We start from the raw sequence: 17,299 nt of genomic DNA, 5'->3' as shown, positions 1-17,299 counted from the left end.
TTAAACCTGTCCTTTTGTGCCATCACAGGTAAATACCGCCGATCGCATGGTATGCTATTTGTCCAGCGCCACTCTTATATGCGAACCTTCTACCAGCTGGAAGGTAGCGGAAGCAAACTTGATTTTGCCTTTGCTTTTATCTACTTCATCCAGAATTCTTGTGAAGAGCAAGTCCTTGGTACTCCTCCTTTTTTTGTAATCGACGGTATATCGAAGGGTAAACTCCACCCAATTATCGTTAGCAGCAAGGGTGACCGTTGGCTCTGTGGAAGCATCTTCTATCATGTACTTTTTCACCATTCCGGCCCATTCTTGATGAGCGTTTGACGTATAATTTCCCACAATGTCGGCTGCTACAGTGTTCAACATATTTTTCATCTGTTGATAGTCGCTGCCAAATTGAACGGGCAGTTTGATCTCGTCCCAAAGAAAGGGAAAGTCGGTGGAGTAGTTAAAAACCGGTTCTTTGAAGACAAAGCTGTTGGCAATTCTCACTATTCGACCATTGTAGAGGTCTCCGTTTACCCACTGGCCTATTTCCATCAGCGTAGTCCGCAAAACACCAATATCAATGACATCCCCCTTTATGCCTCCCAGTTGTACCCGGTCTCCGGTTTTGTAAAAACCACCGAAGACAATGGCCATCCACCCTGCAACACTGGCTATCACTTCCTGTAGTGCAAAAGCTATGCCTGCACCGGCCACGCCGAGCGCCACTGTAAACCCGCCCAGCTTATCGCTAAAAACGACCGTTATTAGCACTACTACGAGAAAGTACCCAAAAAACGAAATCGCCTTTTTTGATTTGTACCTTATTTTAGTGTCTTCAATTTTTCCGGAAAACGTTTTCCCAATGAATTGGGTAATGGCCCAAATAACTGCAATACCGATAAACACTGTCACCAGTTTCCCGACGGTGGGATTGTAGAGGTACTCTTTTGCGAAATCTTCCATGGCTTACTTTTTAGAATCTGGGCTGCTCTGCTTACTATTCACATTGAATGCCGGTGCCTGATAGTCCTTTGGCAGATAGTCGGCCGGAATAGTTACCATATTACCGTCCCTAAGTGCACGGTAATGTGGCGACAATATTTCTACCCCACCTTCATTGAATTTGTCCTGGATATTCTGGTGCAGGTCGGAATAAGTCCTTGGCATTTTATTGGGCTCGGAGGTATAGGCATTGAGCTGGTAGGATACATAGTAGTCATCCAGGCTGGTTTGCAGCACAAAAGGCTGATGATCATTATTGACGCCATCGGTAGCCAGCGCAGCGGCAATCAGTAATTCATGAACTTGTTTCCAGGGCACGTCGTACCCAATTGTTACGGTGGTGTGAAGAATAAGCCCCAGTTCTTTGCTCGATGTGGAATAATTAACTGTTTTGCCCCCAAGTATCGACGCATTGGGGACGGTAATGTCCTCATTTTTTGGTGTGCGGATACGAGTCACCAGAAGGGATTTCTCAATTACGTCACCAACAATATCGTCAATTTTTACCCGATCACCGATCTTGAAAGGGCGCATGTAGGTAATGACAAGGCCGGCCACTGCGTTGGCAATAGCAGTGGAGGAACCAAGAGAAAACAGCACACCAAGAAAAACAGAAACCCCCTGAAAGATTTTAGAGTCGGAGCCTGGCAGGTAAGGGAAAATTACCACAAACATAAAGGCGTAGAGCAATACCTTGATGATGTTGAAGGTAGGCATTGCCCAGTCGGCGTAGAAGCCGGTGAATTTGAGCCTTTCAGCTTCAATCTCCATCGCCAGGAATTTGATAAACTTGATGGAATATTGTGTGGCCATGTAGATCACGGCAATCGAGAATATGTTCGGCAGGTACCTGAGTATCGACATTATGATGCTTTTGGCAGGTTCCCAAACCCAGCTAAAAAGTGTCGTTGCCCAGCCTCTGGTAAAAGGAAAAACACTGAAAAGCAGGGGCAACGAGAAATACATAATGATGCCAAACACGGCCCATTTGAGCAGGTTGCCGAGCTGTAGCGAAAGATCAAGTTCTCTTTTTGGAGGCAAAAACTCGTAATCTCTGAACCTCAGGCCATGAAAAAGTACATCCTTCTTGTTGATCAACCATAAATTTAGCTGTCGGAAGAGCTTGTTTAGCAGATAGATGACGCCGTAGGTGCCTGCGATAATGAGCGCTGTGAGAAAAATCCGGAGCAAAATGTTCTTCCAGCTATTGTTACTTCTTTCGGTAGTGATGGCTTCTGAAATAGCTACAGCATATTCGTTTGCCAGTTTATCCTTTTCTTTTCCTATCCAAAGTGCGTCGGTATCGGTAACGCTCATCAATATCATTTCACCAAAAGTGATATCAGCAGTTGACTCGTTCAGAGTTACGAAAAGGGAGTCGGCTTCAAAGCTGTCGTCGTCATAAAGCAACTCTATTTTTCGGCTGATATTGATTGCTCTTTCTCTGGGCATTACCGGGCCGAGCTTGGTGAAGACCATAAAAAGAGTGTCCTCAAATGGCGCTACTGGGTAGCCAGTGGCCGTTTTCTTCAGTTGGCTGATTCTTTGAAGCTGCTCTGCCTTTCTGATAGAGTCTTGCTGTTCAATGGACTGGATTTGCCTTAGGAGGTCAGCTTGTTTCAGCTTATCATTTTCCTTGAGCAGGGTGATTTGCTGTAGCAGCTCAGCCTTTTTTACTGAGTCATCGATCCTTTTTTGTTCGCTTCGCCTAACCTGATTGGTATACTCTTCCAATTGATTAGCGATTGAGTCACGCACGAATTGGTCTCGAAGTGCTTTTTTAACGGAATCAGGCTTGACTGAAAGTGTGTCGGCCTGCCTTCCATTGGCGTGAAGCAGGATAGTCAAAGACATCGCAAGTACTAAGCACAATTTGAGTCTCATATGAGTCGCTTTAATTTTTTCAAAGTTACTATAAATCAGCATGCCCGGTTGAAAAGGAGAGAACATAAGGGCACTCTTGAATGAACTTTCATTTAAGAAACCTCGGCTAAAAGGTAACTTCTAACTGAGTGAAAGTGTTGTAATAAAACTTATCAATTGGAACGATGGGTTGAAAGTCATAGATGGTTTGAAACTGAAAACCTACTCCAATATACTCAGTTATTGATAGCAGTAATCCGATGCTGGCAGCCAATCGTGGTTGGTTCATTGCATTAGTGAACTTATTTTGCAGATAAACGGCATTCTGGACTTCAATTTTTTCAGTGATGCACCTTATCGAGCTCACATATATGTTGAACTTGAGTGCATCAGTTTCAACGGGGGAAGTGTCGGGTGGCAAATCTTCATCTCTAACACCTTCAAAGTTCCACTTTTCCCTTTCTAAAAACGGCCCCACTCCGGCAAACAACCCTCCCTTCATATTCTTATAAAACTTATACCGCACATTGGCACCTGCGGCATACTTTTCCTGAAGTCCCCTCACGTCGGCCCAGTGGTATTGTGCGTAGTACTCCATTACCACAGGATTGTCGTAGAATGTTTTGTACCTGGCATATACAAAGCCGCCGCTGAGCACTACGTCGTCGCCGTCTTTGGTGAGCTCAAACTTATTGGCAACGGTAATTGCATGACTTTTGAATCTGTAGACCAGATCGGCCGTATTCGATATTTCGGTGTAGTTGTTTTTCTGCCTTCGGAGCTGAACTGACGGGGCTACCGACCCTTTAAAATGGCGGGTAGTGTCGAGAATGATGGCGTAGCTTTCAGGAAACAACATTTGGCCCTTCGCTGTCGCAAATGACAGGGCCACCAGTGCAAAAAAGAAAAGTCGTTTGATTCCCAATGCTGGATTTATTTGAATTTGATCCGCCACGACACACCTGCATCAACAAACCAGTCGCTGACACCGTCATTTTTCCCGTAACCGACTGACATGTCGAGAAGGAAGTCGTTGTTGACAAGATAGGAGAGACCGGTATCCCACCTGTTGTCGAAATCACCGTTGAATACGGTGCCATAGTTTTCGATAAAGCTTCCCACCTTTTCAGCCAGAGGAAAAGAAAGATTCACTGTGTAGTTGAACGCCGGATCGGTGTTGTTTCCTGTCCATGCCACAGCCCAGTTGGTAGTAAGCCCCAGTTTGTCGGTGAGCCTCTGCCCATGAATAAGCATAATTCTTGGCGCAAGGTTAGCAGCTTTGTAGTCCTCATCCACAGCTGTGAAGCGGGCATCGGCCTGGATGCCAAGAGAAGGCTTTTCTCCGTGGCCATCAAGCAAGTTGTATCGGACACCGGCATTCCACATTCCAAGACCCCCGTAGGTCACATCCGAGACATTGATTTTGTCATGACGGAGGGCAAAAGCAGATCTGATTTCCAGTTTTTCAAGAATTCCGTATCGCAACGACGCCAGGTAGGTGTAGTTGGTGCCGGTAACATCGGCGTTGTCTACCGAGTACCCGTTGTAGGTACCTCCGGTTTGCACCTGAAAAACATTTTTCCCTGTGGTAAAAGGCCCAACCGACTGACCAGGCCTGGCACTGCGAATGGTGGGGTTGTACTGCGAGTAGGCCTCGTCGAATGAAAGGCCCACAAGCAGCGTAATGAGTAAGGCAAATTTTAGCTGGGTACTTACTCGTATTTTAGTATTTGTTTGCATCATTTCGGAGCTAAGTTTTGATGCAACGTTAACATAAAACCTGATCAAATAATAAACATTTTGAATGAATGCCAATGAGCACCAAAGACTCCCTAGCTGGTGTATTTTTCTATCTAGTTACCCTACAATAACAACTTCTTCGCTGATGAGCCTTTTGACAGGGATAACCACCTTGCCAGTTTTTGTTTTCAACACACAGGAGATGTTATCTATCTTTTCGATCTCTCCTTCGCTGGTTCCGATGCGAATACTTTGACCAGCTTCAAAATTATTTTTGGTATAGTAGGAAGAAAGAATATTGGCAAGCACATCTCTTGAACCAAGCCCAAAAGAAAGGGCGAAAGACAACATGATGCCTCCGAGGATCAAAGTGACGTTGGAAGTAATAATGGTGGTGTCAATCCCTGCCTGGCTAAGTGCCGTGAGAGTAATAATGACAAGAATGACGTAGAAGGCAAAACCACTAACAATGCTGCCCGAAGCCACAGAGAAGGAATCGAATATCCCTTTCAGCCCTTTGCGGATAAAATTGGCGATGTACAACCCTATAAGGAAGATGATGATGCCACTGAATAGTTTGGGGAGATAAGCAATCAGGTCGCCGATAGACTGTGAAACTACAATCCAGCCCAACGTGTCTGAGGCAGTAACAAAGAACAGCAGAAGGATAATCCAGTAGACAAATTTGGACACGACAGCAGAAGGGGTAATGGTAATTTTTGCCTTCGCCAGCATTTCATCAGCATTGATCTTTTCTGTCAGCTTGTCAAATTTTATAGCTGTAAGCGCTTTCTTGATTGCAAATGAAACAATTTTTGCAATGGCCCATCCAATGATAATGAGGAGAACGGCCCCAAAAATCCGGGGTAATTCAGTCATTAGCTTTTGGCTTAGTGCCAGCAGCGACCCTAGGGCGATTTGTGTCCAGTCTGTAATCTTTTCCATGATAAAACGGTTTGGTTAATTGCCTGACTTAGCAAAATGCGGGAAGCTGTAGTGAAAGGCCTGCTGCCAAGGGCTGCAGTTCTACAAATTCAGGCATCGGCAAGTGGAGCAAGTGATAGTAATTGGTTTTTGTTCTCTATTGAGACTCGGGTTTCTCTGACTGGTCACTTTTATTACCGTCTTTTTTACCATCAGCCGCTTGATTATCAATCAACTTTGCTGCAGTGGTAACCATGTTTACCGTAAACAATTCGGCGAAATCCTTTAAGGTTTCCGCTAATTGGATGCTATGCATCACTTTTTGCTTAAGTTTTGCGGGAGCCTCTTCCTTGTTTGCGAGTTCCTTGAATGGATTATTTGATTTATTGTTGGACATCTGTAGTGTTCGCTTGCTAATAAATATTCTCAGAAAACAGTGCTTTGTTGAGGTCAATGATTTTTTGCCTTGCCCGGCTTAAGCGCATTTTCACAGCGCTATCGTTGAGCTCAAGTATTCTCGAAAGTTCCTTAATCGAGACATCATCCTGGTACTTCATCAATAGTATCATCCTCTCATCGGGTTCCAACTTATTAAGGAGAGTACTTAACCGATTTATCTTGATCTCAAACAACTCCTGATCCGATGAACTGGCAAGCTCTTTGAGCTCAACGGAAAGGGCCTCCTTTTCTTCCCGTTGTCTTGTCTGTCTTTTGTAAAAATCAGCACAATGGTTGTATGTTATGGAGAACGTCCAGGTAGAAAAGCTCGATTTGCCATTGAAAGTTGCCAGCTTCATGTAGATTTTAACCAGTACCTCGTGGGTAAGATCTTAAGCAACAGTCGAATCGTGCGAAAAGCTGAGGCATTTATTGTAAATTCTGTCGGCATACCTATCATATATGACCTCAAATAACTTGGAGTTGCGGGTGGACAGTATCTTCTCAACCACGATTTCATCGGGCACATTCTTTAAATCAAGTACGGTTAGCACATTTCCACTCATTTAATGATTATTTGCCATTTGAGCTCCGTGGTTCATGTCGGGAGCAGACCCTATTTGGTTTTTGAAAGCTCTTCGATCTCACTGTCCAACTTTTCCCAGTTGCTGAACTCAAGTTCTTCCTTTTCGTCGAAATCTTCTTTTTTGAATACCAGCCCGATAGTCATCACTACACTGGTGGCAATGATGACTATGAGGAGAATAGCATCGTTGAAGGCGCTGCCCTGATATTCGGCAGGTATGGAGAAAAAGAGAAGTACAGTAATCAGCCCCCTGGGCGCTATCCATAGCTGTGGGCTAATGTTTTTGATGACAACTGATTTGAGCAGGATATATCTGACAACGTAAGTCAACACGAGTATAGCGAGCGATATAATGAGGGAAGACACTTCGGTGAGTCCTGAAAAATCTAGTGTCATGCCAAAAATAACGAAGAAGAAGGTTCGTACAACAAAGGCCGATTCCATGGTCACAACATGAAAATCCTCCAGAATATTCTTCAAGGCAGTTTCATCTATTAGCTTTTTGAGCTTTCCCCTAAAGAAGATGGTGTGGTTGCTTAGCACCAATCCAAACACCATGATGATGAGAAGCGAGGAAAGATGAAACATTTTTCCCGTGGAGTATAAGAGGACCAACACCGCTATGAGGAAGAACAGTTTGACCTTTGTTGTAAGCTTTTGCAAGAGAAGCACCAATGAGTAGCTGATAATGATAGAAAGGGCAATGGTGATCAGGATGCTGCTGGAAACCTCCCAGACCACTTCTGAAGTTGTTGTGGTGTCCGCACTGCCTATTAGGAAATAGAAAAACATGATGCCCAGGATATCAGAAAAGGTACTTTCATATATCATGAACTCCTTTTTTGAGTCAGAAAGATTTCCCACACTGGGTATGATTATGGCACTGCTTAAGATTGAAAGTGGTATGGCATAGATCAACGAAGTGTAGAACGAGTCGAAGAAGAAGTGCTGAAATAAATAGGCAATGCCGAGGGAGGTGATGAGCAGAGACAGCAATGCCACAGTGAAGGACTTGATGAGCAGTGGTCGTTTTTTTTTGGTTAGTTTTAAGTCAAGCGCCGCTTCGAGCACAATCATGATAAGCCCTACTACTCCCAAAAGCTCCAACGCTTCCATAATGCCGCCCGCAAGGTTGATTTGGTAATAGGCCAGAAGCTGCTGAACCCCTACTCCAAGTGCAATTAAGAGGAGCACGCTTGGAATATTAGTTTTCTTGGAAAACTGATTAAAAAAGTAGGACAAAATTATTATCAGTGAAATGGCAATTGTTTCACTGTAGGCATTTAATATATCCATATCAAGGCGTTTATATGTAGACTTGCATTTTCCCGGAAGGTCACCAAATTAGTTAGTAAATATTGTGACGAAACGGTAAGTTGTTAGTCTCAAGTGCAAGAATAATACTTAAATCGACTGATTCATGGCTAAAAGCAACAAGTTCGGAACTTTTGGTGGGGTATTCACACCCTCCATCCTAACTATTCTTGGCGTTATCATGTATTTGAGGTTGCCCATGATTGTTGGGGAGGTGGGTCTTTTTACTACCCTGGGCATTATTTTGGTCGCCCACATCATTTCCGTCACCACAGGGTTGAGTGTTTCCTCCATTGCCACGGACAAAAAGGTGGAGGCGGGGGGCACCTACTACATGATAAGCAGAAGCCTTGGTTTGCCTATTGGAGGCACCCTTGGTCTTGCATTATTTGTGGGTCTCTCTTTCAGCGTGAGTCTGTACCTAATCGGATTTTCTGAAAGCTTTCTCAGCTACTGGGGCTTTGAAGGTTCAATCAACAATATAAGAATAGCAGGCACTGCTGTGCTGGTGGCCGTCACAACGCTCACATTTATCAGCACATCGATGGCAATTAAGACCCAGTATTTTATCATGGCTGCCATAGTCCTTTCCCTTGTTTCCATATTTATGGGCTCGCATGACCTCGGGCCGTCCGATATTACAGAGGGCATTTCTACATCTGCTGTCTCAGTGATGGTGCTTTTTGGTATTTTTTTTCCTGCAGTAACTGGGTTCGAGGCGGGAGTATCCATGTCGGGTGATCTCAAGGACCCTAAAAAGTCAATTCCCACCGGCTCTATTCTTGCCATTGTAGTCGGGTTTCTGGTGTATGTAGGATTTGCGTGTTACCTGTATTTTACTGTAGACGCAAGAGTGCTCGCCAGCGACTCCAACATCCTCCTGAATATCTCCTGGGTGCCGGAACTGGTCATAGCAGGAATTTGGGGAGCCACATTATCGTCAGCACTGGGCAGCATCCTTGGAGCTCCCAGAATACTACAGGCCATTTCCACAGATAAAATAACGCCACGTTTCTTTGGCAGGGGCTATGGCAAAGCAAATGAGCCTCGCAATGCTCTTTTACTGACATTCCTGATAGCCGAAGCCGGAATTTTAATTGGAGAGCTCGACGTGATAGCCAGAGTAGTATCTATTTTCTTTATCACCACCTATGGCTTTCTGAACATTAGTGCAGCCTTTGAGTCATGGACAAGCTCCGATTTTCGTCCAGAGTTTAAGGTTTCGGGTTGGATAAGCCTTATAGGGGCTATTGCCTGTATTTTAGTCATGATTCAGCTTGACTTCGTTGCCATGATTGCGGCAGTTCTTCTGCTCGGACTGCTGTTTTTGTTCCTAAAGAGAAGGCAGCTAACCCTTGATTCAGGAGATGCATGGAGCGGTGTTTGGGCATCGCTCGTAAAAAAGGGTCTTACCAGGCTCAAAAGTGAAAAAATTCATAAGAGAAACTGGAGACCGAATATTATTATGTTCAGTGGGAGCCCGACTATGCGGAAGCATATAGCTGATATGGGAAGGGCCATTGCCGGTAACCTTGGCATTTTGTCAGCTTTCGAGCTTGTTGAGTCGTCAGAAAAAGACCTTGCAAAGGCTGAGTCGATGCTGGCCACTACAGACAACGAGGGTGAGTATTTTTCCTACAAATTTGCTTGCAAGGACATTTACTCTGGCATGGACGAGGTGGCAAGGGTTTATGGGTTTTCAGGGGTCGAGCCCAATACTATTCTAATGGGTTGGAGCCGGGCTCCTAAAAACAAAGAGCAGTTTGCCAAAGCACTCAGAGGTTTCAAGCGAGGGGGGTACAACAACATCTTCATTGACTATCACGAAGACAGGAAATTTGGTCAGCTCAGCACCATTGATATTTGGTGGGGGGGCAAGGGCCCCAATCTGAGCTTTTCTCTGGCACTGGTTAGAAACCTGGTGGCTTCCAGCCTGTGGAAACTGGCCAGGATCAGGCTGCTGATTATTGATGAGTTTGGGGAGAACCAGGAGGCTATCTATAAAGAGGCCAGGGCTGTGCTTGAAAATGCGAGAATAGATATAGAAGTCAAGGTGATCAAAGGACAGGACGAGAGAAAGGAAATAATGAGGAGGGAGTCAGGCGAAACAGATCTCGTTTTTATCGGTATGGACACAACTGCCCTTGAGAACATTGACAAATATTATGATGGTGTGAATGAGGTGTTGGATGTGCTGGGCACCACACTTATTGTTAGTTCATCCGACTACTTTGAGAGTTTCGAGATTGCAGAGAGAGTGAAGGAGGCAGTACCGCAGGCCTCTAAAAACTTACTGAAAGCCTTACCAAAAATTGAGGCATCAAAGTTTCCAGAGGTGGCTGTAAACATTCAGAAGATAGACCAAAATGGAAGAAAGCTGCTTGATCTTTTATTCAAAAAGGGGTTCAGAAAGTCATTTGAAAATCATGAACTTATTTTGGGAGAACTGCTTTCCCTCCTCAAGTCGGCAGAAAAGGAATTAAGATCCATTCAGAAAGTTAAGGAGTCTTACAAGAGAGCAAAAGCATTGGATAAGGCTCGAAATGACGCTTCTTTCAGGCTAACTCAGCTTTTCAAAGACAAGGTTGCTCAGAACTACGTACCCACGCAGGTTGCACAGCTTAAGCAGGTCATTGGGGAATACACAGAGCAGCTCGAGGAAGATTACAAACTTTATCCAAAGTTCCTCTCAGTAAATTATTCCCAAGAGGCTTTCGGAGAGGCAACCGCCCATTCTGGCACAGCTTCATTCTACAAGGGGTTGATGAGAGCGAGACATTTCGTCTTTGGTTATCCTGTAAAGCACAAAGTTGTTTTCAGGGAGCTGGCAAAATATTTTCAGTGGGGAGGGCGGCTTTCTTTTCTCCACGGCTATTTAGGAAAGTACTCCGACAGCACCTTTGACTTTTATTCAGAGTGCCGGAGCATCATCAACACTTTCAATACCGTTTTTGACGAAGATGACAGCAAAAGAATTGAAACTATAGAGGCTGAAATCGCACGTCTTTCGGAGCTTTTGGTCGGACAAAAAAGAGAAGCTGAGCTTTTTGAAGCAAGGCTGCTGCTGGAGCACATCCAAAACAATCAGAGGATGAGTCATGCCCTTGGCGAACTATTCCCTATGAAGAATACCTGGAGAAGGTCATCTACCGCCAAATACATTCAAGCCAAAAATGAAGGGATTGAAGTATTGCTTGAGTCAATTGACTCGGATTTGAGAACAGTTCTGAATAAAGTGCTCATGGAGCAGGAAATCAACAGAGTGAAAAGCAGAATTGGAATACTTCACAGCTCTTTAAATCAGAGGTTTGAGCAGGTGATTGAGTCCAGGGTGGTTAAGAGAATCGACAAGCACCTGCAGGTGCCGGTTCAATCTTCCCGGGAGGTTGCGTTTGAACTGGAAACAGATTGGGAGCTCGAACTGCAAGAAACGCTTGACCATGTGACCGAAAGATTTTTGGATGCTGCCTCAGAAATGCCCGATACGCTTGAGGTGCTGAAAGTAAGAACGAGCGCAGCGAGGCTACAGAGTGAGTCAATGGAAATCCCTGTGGGAAAAATGGCTGAATATTATCTTAAGACGAAGTTAATTTCTGTGCTGGAAGAACAGCACGGGAAGGCGATAGATGGTGTGAAGCGAAGTGTATATGCTATCAAGGAGGCTGGAAACCTGCTAAGATTCAAATTGGATAACGCAGAAAACTCTGGGGAAGGCTACTCTGCGGAAGTGATCCTAAACGATTTTTCGTCCAGGGTGCAAAGCGAAAGAAACAAAATAGGGGATATCGTAAAGCAATTTGTAATTGAGTCCTCCAAATGCTTTTCCGAAGCCTTTGAGCCTCTGAGTTCCTATAATATTGAAGTATCAGCGTCAGATTTCGGGTACGGTTTCAAAAGCCTCCAAAGCCGGAAACTGGCTACGCTCGCCTCCAGGTATTTCGGCAATCTCGCAGAACTGGCATCCAAAGGTGTTAGCAAGTTGTTGTACAGCCGGAGCGAAGGAGTTCTTTTCGCTAGAAAACTTTCTAAAGAGCAAGAGGTGCATTCGCTTGCCGGGCGTATGCTGGATTTCAAAGAAAGAGTTTGTCCTAGCACTAACGCTCTGAGAGACCTCCCTGGCTATTATGTGAGCCTTTTCAACGGCAGATCCAGTATAGGCAAGGACTTTTGGGTGCCGAGGGTAAGGGAGGAGGCGCTTTTCAAGCAGGCTGTCAGTCGCCACAAATCGGGATATTTTGGAGGTATTCTGCTAATTGGCGAGCGAAATGAAGGAAAGACCGCCTTTGTGAAGCATGCCGCAGGTCAGCTTGGCTACGACAAGAATTTCTACTCAGTATTTCCGCCGTTGCAAGGCACCCTGGATCCGCTGGAGTTTGAGCGATCCCTTCAGCGTGCCACCCTTCTGCAGGGGAACACAAACGAAATTATGAGCCAGCTACCCGCAGGAAGTATCATTTCCATCAACGACCTGGAGCTCTTTTGGGAGAGGCACTCCGGGGGTATGAGCATTGTAAACCTTCTTGGTAACTTGATTGACGAGTTCGGTAGTAAGTGTTTGTTTGTAGTTAATGTAAATCCCCACACTTTTCGATTGATAGATGAGCTCTCTGGATTCTCTCAGAAGTTCATAGAAATAATAAGCATGGAGGCATTTGATGCTGAAATGATTAAAGAGGTGGTAATGAAACGCCACAAATCGAGTGGATTGTCGCTTACGTTCAAAAAGGGAGAGGTTAACCTTAGTGAGATACAACTGGCAAGGTTATTCGGCAAGTATTTTGATTATAGCAAGGGAAATCCAGGCACGGCCCTGAACGGATGGCTAGCAAATATAATGGCGGTTACGAGCGACGAAATCAGGATTTCCACGCCAGCCAAGATTTCGGTCTCTTTTCTGAAAGAACTCGATGATGAGTGGTTAATGCTTTTGAATCAGTTCATTCTTCATAAAAGGCTGGACAACGAAAAAGTGGCAAGGATTACCGGCTGGGACAGCGCCCATATAAAGAGCTTGTTGCTGTCGTTAATCAGGTCTGGAGTAGTGGTGGAAAAAGCGACCGGGGTGTATATGATAGACCCCTATATTCTTCCATTCATTGTCCGGTATCTGAAAGAGAGGAGTGTTTTATGAAAGTTTCAGACATCAGAGCCAGGGTAGCAGGTATTTGGAATAGCTTAACGAGAGCTGGATGGAAGAGGAGTGGTGGAGTAGGGCTCGGGTCATTTCAGGCAGAATCACAGGCTTATTCTGATATTGTTATAAAAACTAATATGGGCTCGCCGTCTCCGATCTTAAAAGTGAAAGAAATTATCCTGAACGACATGTGGACAGCATCAGGAGCCGGTGTTCAGCTAAAATCATCGAAGCTGGAGAATGGGATTCAGCAGATCACCATTCGATACCTTGCAATTGGCCAACACTATAGCAAGCCGATGCTCGACAAACTTGCGCTTATCGAACATGTGGAGGAGGTATCGGTAGTAGTAATGTAAGCGAAGTCGACGATCTTAGTTTTCCCAATGACTCTTAGTGGGACTTTCCGGTCTGCGGCTTGCCCTCTCTCGGATTGAAATAAACTCTCTGTGTAGGGTACGCAAAATCGATGTCATTTGACTCGGAGAATTGCCTAAGGACATCCAGCCAAATTTTATGCTCAGAATCTCGTCGATTCTTAGGGTTCACCAGGTATCTCATGGAGAGCATTACTCCACTGTCTTTTACAGCTACGTACACTACAGGAGTGAGTGTGGTGTACAAAATCATAAATTTCTTCGAGGCCTCGATCAGCTTGCGCTCGGCTTGTTGAGATAAATTGTCAGTTTTTTTGGATAAAATAGCCTCAAGGATAGACTTGGCCTTCTCCCAGTTGCTTTCAAAGGTCACAAGCACACCAATTTCATTCCAGATATGGCTGAAACCTTGATTGTAGTTGGCCTGAACTTCTTTGAATACCTTGCCATTGGGTATATGGACAATTCGCCCGGTGCTTTGGTCGGCGTCAACCCAATTCTTAATTTCATTTAGCGTGAACTGAAAAAAGCGAATATCAATCACATCGCCTGCCACACCTGATATTTCCACCCGGTCACCCACCTCGAACGGCTTCCTCAGGAGTATAAATAGCCAACCAGCCAGGTTGACGATGGGATCCTGGAGAGCAATGGCAAGACCAGCAGTGACCAGGCCAAAAAAAGTGGCCAACGAACCAAGCTTATCGATCCAAATGGATCCAATTACCAGCAAAACTAATGCGTAGTAAGAGTTCTTAATAACGTTCTTCCAATAGTATCTTTCTTTTGGATCAGTGATTTTATTAAAAAGAATCTTAAACAAAACGACCCTTAGCAAGGCGAGGATTAAAATAGAAAGCACCGAGTAGGCAATCTTCAGTTGAGTTTCGGGGCTTACATTCCAGTTAGTTTCAAACCACTCGGTGATTTCCATTTAGTATTTCTTGTGTAAATGCAGCATGATTTTAGTTAGACTAGATATTACACATTTGGTCACATGGGGGCATTAGTTTTTGGCTCAGCTTCAATCGAAAGCTGGGCGTTGAGAGTTGTTGAAAGAGGTGCTCTTAGCCCTTTATTTTCAACACGGCTTTCATCACATCTTTCTGACTGATTTGGCCCACCAGCTTCCCTTCAAGTACCACTGGAAATCTACGGAGCCGACGTTCGAGAAACAGCTTGGCTACGTCAAAAATGGTCACCGAAGGGGCAATACTTACCACTTCTGTAGCCATGTGATCGGCCACCTTTCCTGACAGCACAGGCATGTCGTGGTACTTTCCCCTGACCACCTCTTTCAGGCAGTCTCCTTCAGAAATCACACCCACTAGTTCATTTTCGGCATTAACTACCGGCCCGCCGGAAATTTTCCTGGCAAGGAGGATGTGAACGACCTCATAAATGGACTGGTCTGGATGGAAAGTCACGAGCCGGGTTGCCATGTAGTCGGCCACCAGCACGGGGTGCATTTCTCTTCGCTTTGGCTTTTCCTCTATTTCACCTCTGAAGCTCTTTACCATAGCTGTGCTTTTTGATGTAACAGAAGTTAATCATTTTCAGGCAGATAAGCAACTAATGAAGTGCCGAAGCAGGCATTGAATGCCCTGAAGAGGTGTTGTTACAAAAAATGGACTTTAAATACTGAGCCCTTATTTTCTTCGCTTTCTACCTCTATTCTTCCACCCATGGCCTCGATCTGGTTGCGGGTAATGAAGAGACCAATTCCCTTGGCATCCTTGTTGGGGTGGAAGGTTTTGTACATACCAAAAAGCTTGTCTCTGTGGAGGTGTAGATTGATGCCAAGACCATTGTCGGCTACCTCCAGAACTGTATAATTTTTTTCACGGTAGGCCGTTAGACGCACTTCCGGCGTACGGTCCGGATGGCTGTATTTAATAGCATTGGACAGCAAATTTAAAAGAATGCTCTCCATATACGCTGCATTGTAATTTATTACAATGTCCCTGGGGATGTTATTTACTATGTGGGCATTTTTTGAGGAAATGTTTGCTGTCAATACCTCTCTTGTTTTCTCCGCATAGCTGTGCAGGTTGATATTTTGCCGTTGGAGGTCGATGGAGGTTTGAACCATCACCACTTCGTTGAGGTGGTGGATGGTTTCGCTTAGTTTCTCTGATATCGTTCTGATGTGGGCAAGCATTTCCTTCCGTTCGTCGTCATCCTCAGCGACATCGTACATCTTGAACATCATTTCAAAGTTGCCTGAATGTGACCTGAGATTGTGTGATACGATGTGCGCAAAGTTGAGCAGCCTTCTGTTTTGTTCACCAATAATGTCAATTGTGCTTTTTAATGCTTCTTCTTTCTCTTTGGCCTGGGAAATATCGGAGTGTGTACCGATGATTCTTAAAGGCCTGCCACCTTCGTCTCTCCTGGTTACTTTTCCTCTGTCAAGCACCCACTTGTACTCTCCGTTTTTGCACAGTACCCGGTACTCGGTGGAGTAGGTTTCAGCATTCCCCTGTAGGTGTTCGTCCAGGTTCTTTTGATACGTTGGAACATCATCGGCGTGGATCAGCTTCGCCCAACCTTCGGGGGCGTTTCTTACCTCGTGGCTAGCGTATCCCAGCATTTTCTTAGATTTTGGCGAAATGAAAATGGAGCCTTTTGTCAAGTCCCAGTCCCAGGCTCCATCGCCTGCTCCTTCCAGGGCAAACTGCCATCTCTCCTCACTTTCAGCCAATGCAAGCCGGGCTTTTTTCATCTGACTGATGTCGGTGGCAACACACAAAAACCCAACTATTTTGCTGTTTTCGTCAGTAATGGCCGTTACAACAAGTTGTACCGGAAAAGTGGTGCCGTCCTTCTTTGTATAGGTCCACTCCCGGGTGTCGTGTTTTCCTTTTTTGGCCATTTCTACAAGCACATCGAAGCCTTCTACTTCCTTTCCAAGGCGGGCTGTTAATTGCTTCTCACGCAATTCAATTTCTTCCCTCACATGGAAGATAGCCAGGTTTTCTTTGCCCACCACCTCGTCGGCTTTATACCCCAGCAAGTTCTCGGAGCCCTTGCTAAAATGTGATATGAGGCCGTCAACCCTTGTGCTGATGATTGATATTTGGCTACCAGCATTTAAAATACCCTGAAGATCCTTATTTGTCTTGAGTAGCTCTTGTTCGATTTTCTTTCGGTCGGTTACGTCAGCCATGTACCCGTGCCAAATCACACTTTCGTCGTCTTGCTTCTCGGGCGTGGCGCTCCCGTTGATCCACCTTTTGCCTTTTGAGGGCAGCACCACCCTAAAGTCCATTTTCCAGGGGTTCAGGCTTGTGTACGAATGAAGCATCGATTGAATGAATGCGTCGAGGTCGTCAGCGTGTATCCTGTCAAACACGCTGGCCGCATCAGCTTTTACTTCCTCGGGAGTATGTTCGAAGATATCCCAAATTCCATCACTGGCGTAAGGGAACCTGGAGAGACCGTTGTCCAGGTATTGGTATTGATAAACGACTCCGGGGACGTGTTCTGTAAGATTCCTGAGCAACCGATTGCTTGAACCGCCCAGGTCAGGCTTGTTAATCGCTACATGGCCGATCATTTTTTCAGCTTCTCCTGAGTCGTTCCAGGCCACTGTCTCCATTTGAATTTCGAACGTAGTGACCTCCCCCAGAGCCGTGATACCCTGGAGCACCGTAGTCATTATTGCGCCCTGCTTTTTTCGACTGACTTCTGTTCGCAGTTCAATAAAGGACTGAAAGTCAGTAGCCGAAAGTATTGTTTTCCAAAACTCGCCCTCCTCCCTGCTAAACGGGTATTGTAGGGAGAATGCTTCGGCAAGGTTTTTACTTATATTTTCCTGACGACTGCGAATATCCCACTCCCAAAACCCCGCAAGCGGGCTTGAATTCGTTACAGTTAGGTTAGTTTTAGAAGGCATCTGTATCCTCTTGTCGTTGACGCATAAATGTT

The 17,299-nt window shown here is 45.1% G+C and carries 13 protein-coding genes and 1 pseudogene; 2 read left to right on the top strand and 12 right to left on the bottom strand.

Going from position 1 to position 17,299, the window contains the following annotated elements; translation table 11 throughout:
- Positions 1-54: 54 nt before the first annotated feature.
- The 9 genes and pseudogenes from RIF36_RS22030 to RIF36_RS21990 all read right to left on the bottom strand — a co-directional run bounded on the left by RIF36_RS22030 (position 55) and on the right by RIF36_RS21990 (position 7,840).
- Positions 55-954 carry a mechanosensitive ion channel family protein gene (locus RIF36_RS22030; RefSeq protein ID WP_350077276.1) on the bottom strand — a complete coding sequence of 300 codons (900 nt, stop codon included), beginning with the start codon at positions 952-954 and terminating at the stop codon, positions 55-57.
- A gap of 3 nt (positions 955-957) precedes the next feature.
- Positions 958-2,877 (bottom strand): DUF8459 domain-containing protein, encoded by a 1,920-nt coding sequence (locus tag RIF36_RS22025; RefSeq protein WP_350122853.1) that lies wholly within the window; start codon positions 2,875-2,877, stop codon positions 958-960.
- A 106-nt stretch (positions 2,878-2,983) separates the two neighbouring features.
- The gene (locus RIF36_RS22020) at positions 2,984-3,781 is read right to left on the bottom strand and encodes a DUF481 domain-containing protein (RefSeq protein WP_350089658.1); all 798 of its coding nucleotides are present in this window, start codon (positions 3,779-3,781) and stop codon (positions 2,984-2,986) included.
- A gap of 8 nt (positions 3,782-3,789) precedes the next feature.
- Positions 3,790-4,599, bottom strand: coding sequence for a transporter (locus tag RIF36_RS22015; protein WP_350122850.1), 810 nt, complete (start codon positions 4,597-4,599; stop codon positions 3,790-3,792).
- 114 nt (positions 4,600-4,713) lie between these two features.
- On the bottom strand, positions 4,714-5,541 hold the full coding sequence (locus RIF36_RS22010) for a mechanosensitive ion channel family protein (protein WP_350122847.1): 828 nt from the start codon (positions 5,539-5,541) through the stop codon (positions 4,714-4,716).
- A gap of 136 nt (positions 5,542-5,677) precedes the next feature.
- Positions 5,678-5,917, bottom strand: a complete 240-nt coding sequence (locus RIF36_RS22005) for a hypothetical protein (protein ID WP_350077286.1) — start codon at positions 5,915-5,917, stop codon at positions 5,678-5,680.
- A 16-nt stretch (positions 5,918-5,933) separates the two neighbouring features.
- A pseudogene (locus RIF36_RS22000) lies at positions 5,934-6,338 on the bottom strand (RNA polymerase sigma factor); the annotation flags it as partial.
- 12 nt (positions 6,339-6,350) lie between these two features.
- Entirely contained in the window at positions 6,351-6,524 is a 174-nt protein-coding gene (locus tag RIF36_RS21995) for a hypothetical protein (protein WP_350122844.1), read from the bottom strand.
- A gap of 50 nt (positions 6,525-6,574) precedes the next feature.
- Entirely contained in the window at positions 6,575-7,840 is a 1,266-nt protein-coding gene (locus RIF36_RS21990) for a cation:proton antiporter domain-containing protein (protein WP_350122841.1), read from the bottom strand.
- Positions 7,841-7,964: 124 nt separating this feature from the next.
- On the opposite strand from RIF36_RS21990, the gene RIF36_RS21985 reads away from it, so the two are divergent.
- Together RIF36_RS21985 and RIF36_RS21980 are read left to right on the top strand one after the other, a co-directional pair.
- Positions 7,965-12,989 (top strand): APC family permease, encoded by a 5,025-nt coding sequence (locus RIF36_RS21985; protein WP_350122838.1) that lies wholly within the window; start codon positions 7,965-7,967, stop codon positions 12,987-12,989.
- Positions 12,986-13,351 carry a hypothetical protein gene (locus tag RIF36_RS21980; RefSeq protein WP_350122835.1) on the top strand — a complete coding sequence of 122 codons (366 nt, stop codon included), beginning with the start codon at positions 12,986-12,988 and terminating at the stop codon, positions 13,349-13,351. Before RIF36_RS21985 ends, RIF36_RS21980 begins: the two co-directional genes overlap by 4 nt.
- Before the next feature lie 34 nt (positions 13,352-13,385).
- Here RIF36_RS21980 and RIF36_RS21975 read toward each other — a convergent pair whose 3' ends face one another.
- The 3 genes from RIF36_RS21975 to RIF36_RS21965 all read right to left on the bottom strand — a co-directional run bounded on the left by RIF36_RS21975 (position 13,386) and on the right by RIF36_RS21965 (position 17,267).
- Positions 13,386-14,303, bottom strand: a complete 918-nt coding sequence (locus tag RIF36_RS21975; RefSeq protein WP_350077296.1) for a mechanosensitive ion channel family protein — start codon at positions 14,301-14,303, stop codon at positions 13,386-13,388.
- Between the two features lie 133 nt (positions 14,304-14,436).
- On the bottom strand, positions 14,437-14,889 hold the full coding sequence (locus RIF36_RS21970) for a CBS domain-containing protein (RefSeq protein ID WP_151997832.1): 453 nt from the start codon (positions 14,887-14,889) through the stop codon (positions 14,437-14,439).
- 98 nt (positions 14,890-14,987) lie between these two features.
- Positions 14,988-17,267, bottom strand: a complete 2,280-nt coding sequence (locus RIF36_RS21965; protein WP_350122832.1) for a PAS domain-containing sensor histidine kinase — start codon at positions 17,265-17,267, stop codon at positions 14,988-14,990.
- Between the last annotated feature and the right edge of the window lie 32 nt (positions 17,268-17,299).

It is taken from the genome of Imperialibacter sp. (genome assembly GCF_040222815.1).
In the GTDB taxonomy this organism is placed as follows: Bacteria; Bacteroidota; Bacteroidia; order Cytophagales; family Cyclobacteriaceae; genus Imperialibacter.
Note: the sequence above shows the minus strand (reverse complement) of the source record. Positions and strands in the feature narration are given on the sequence as shown.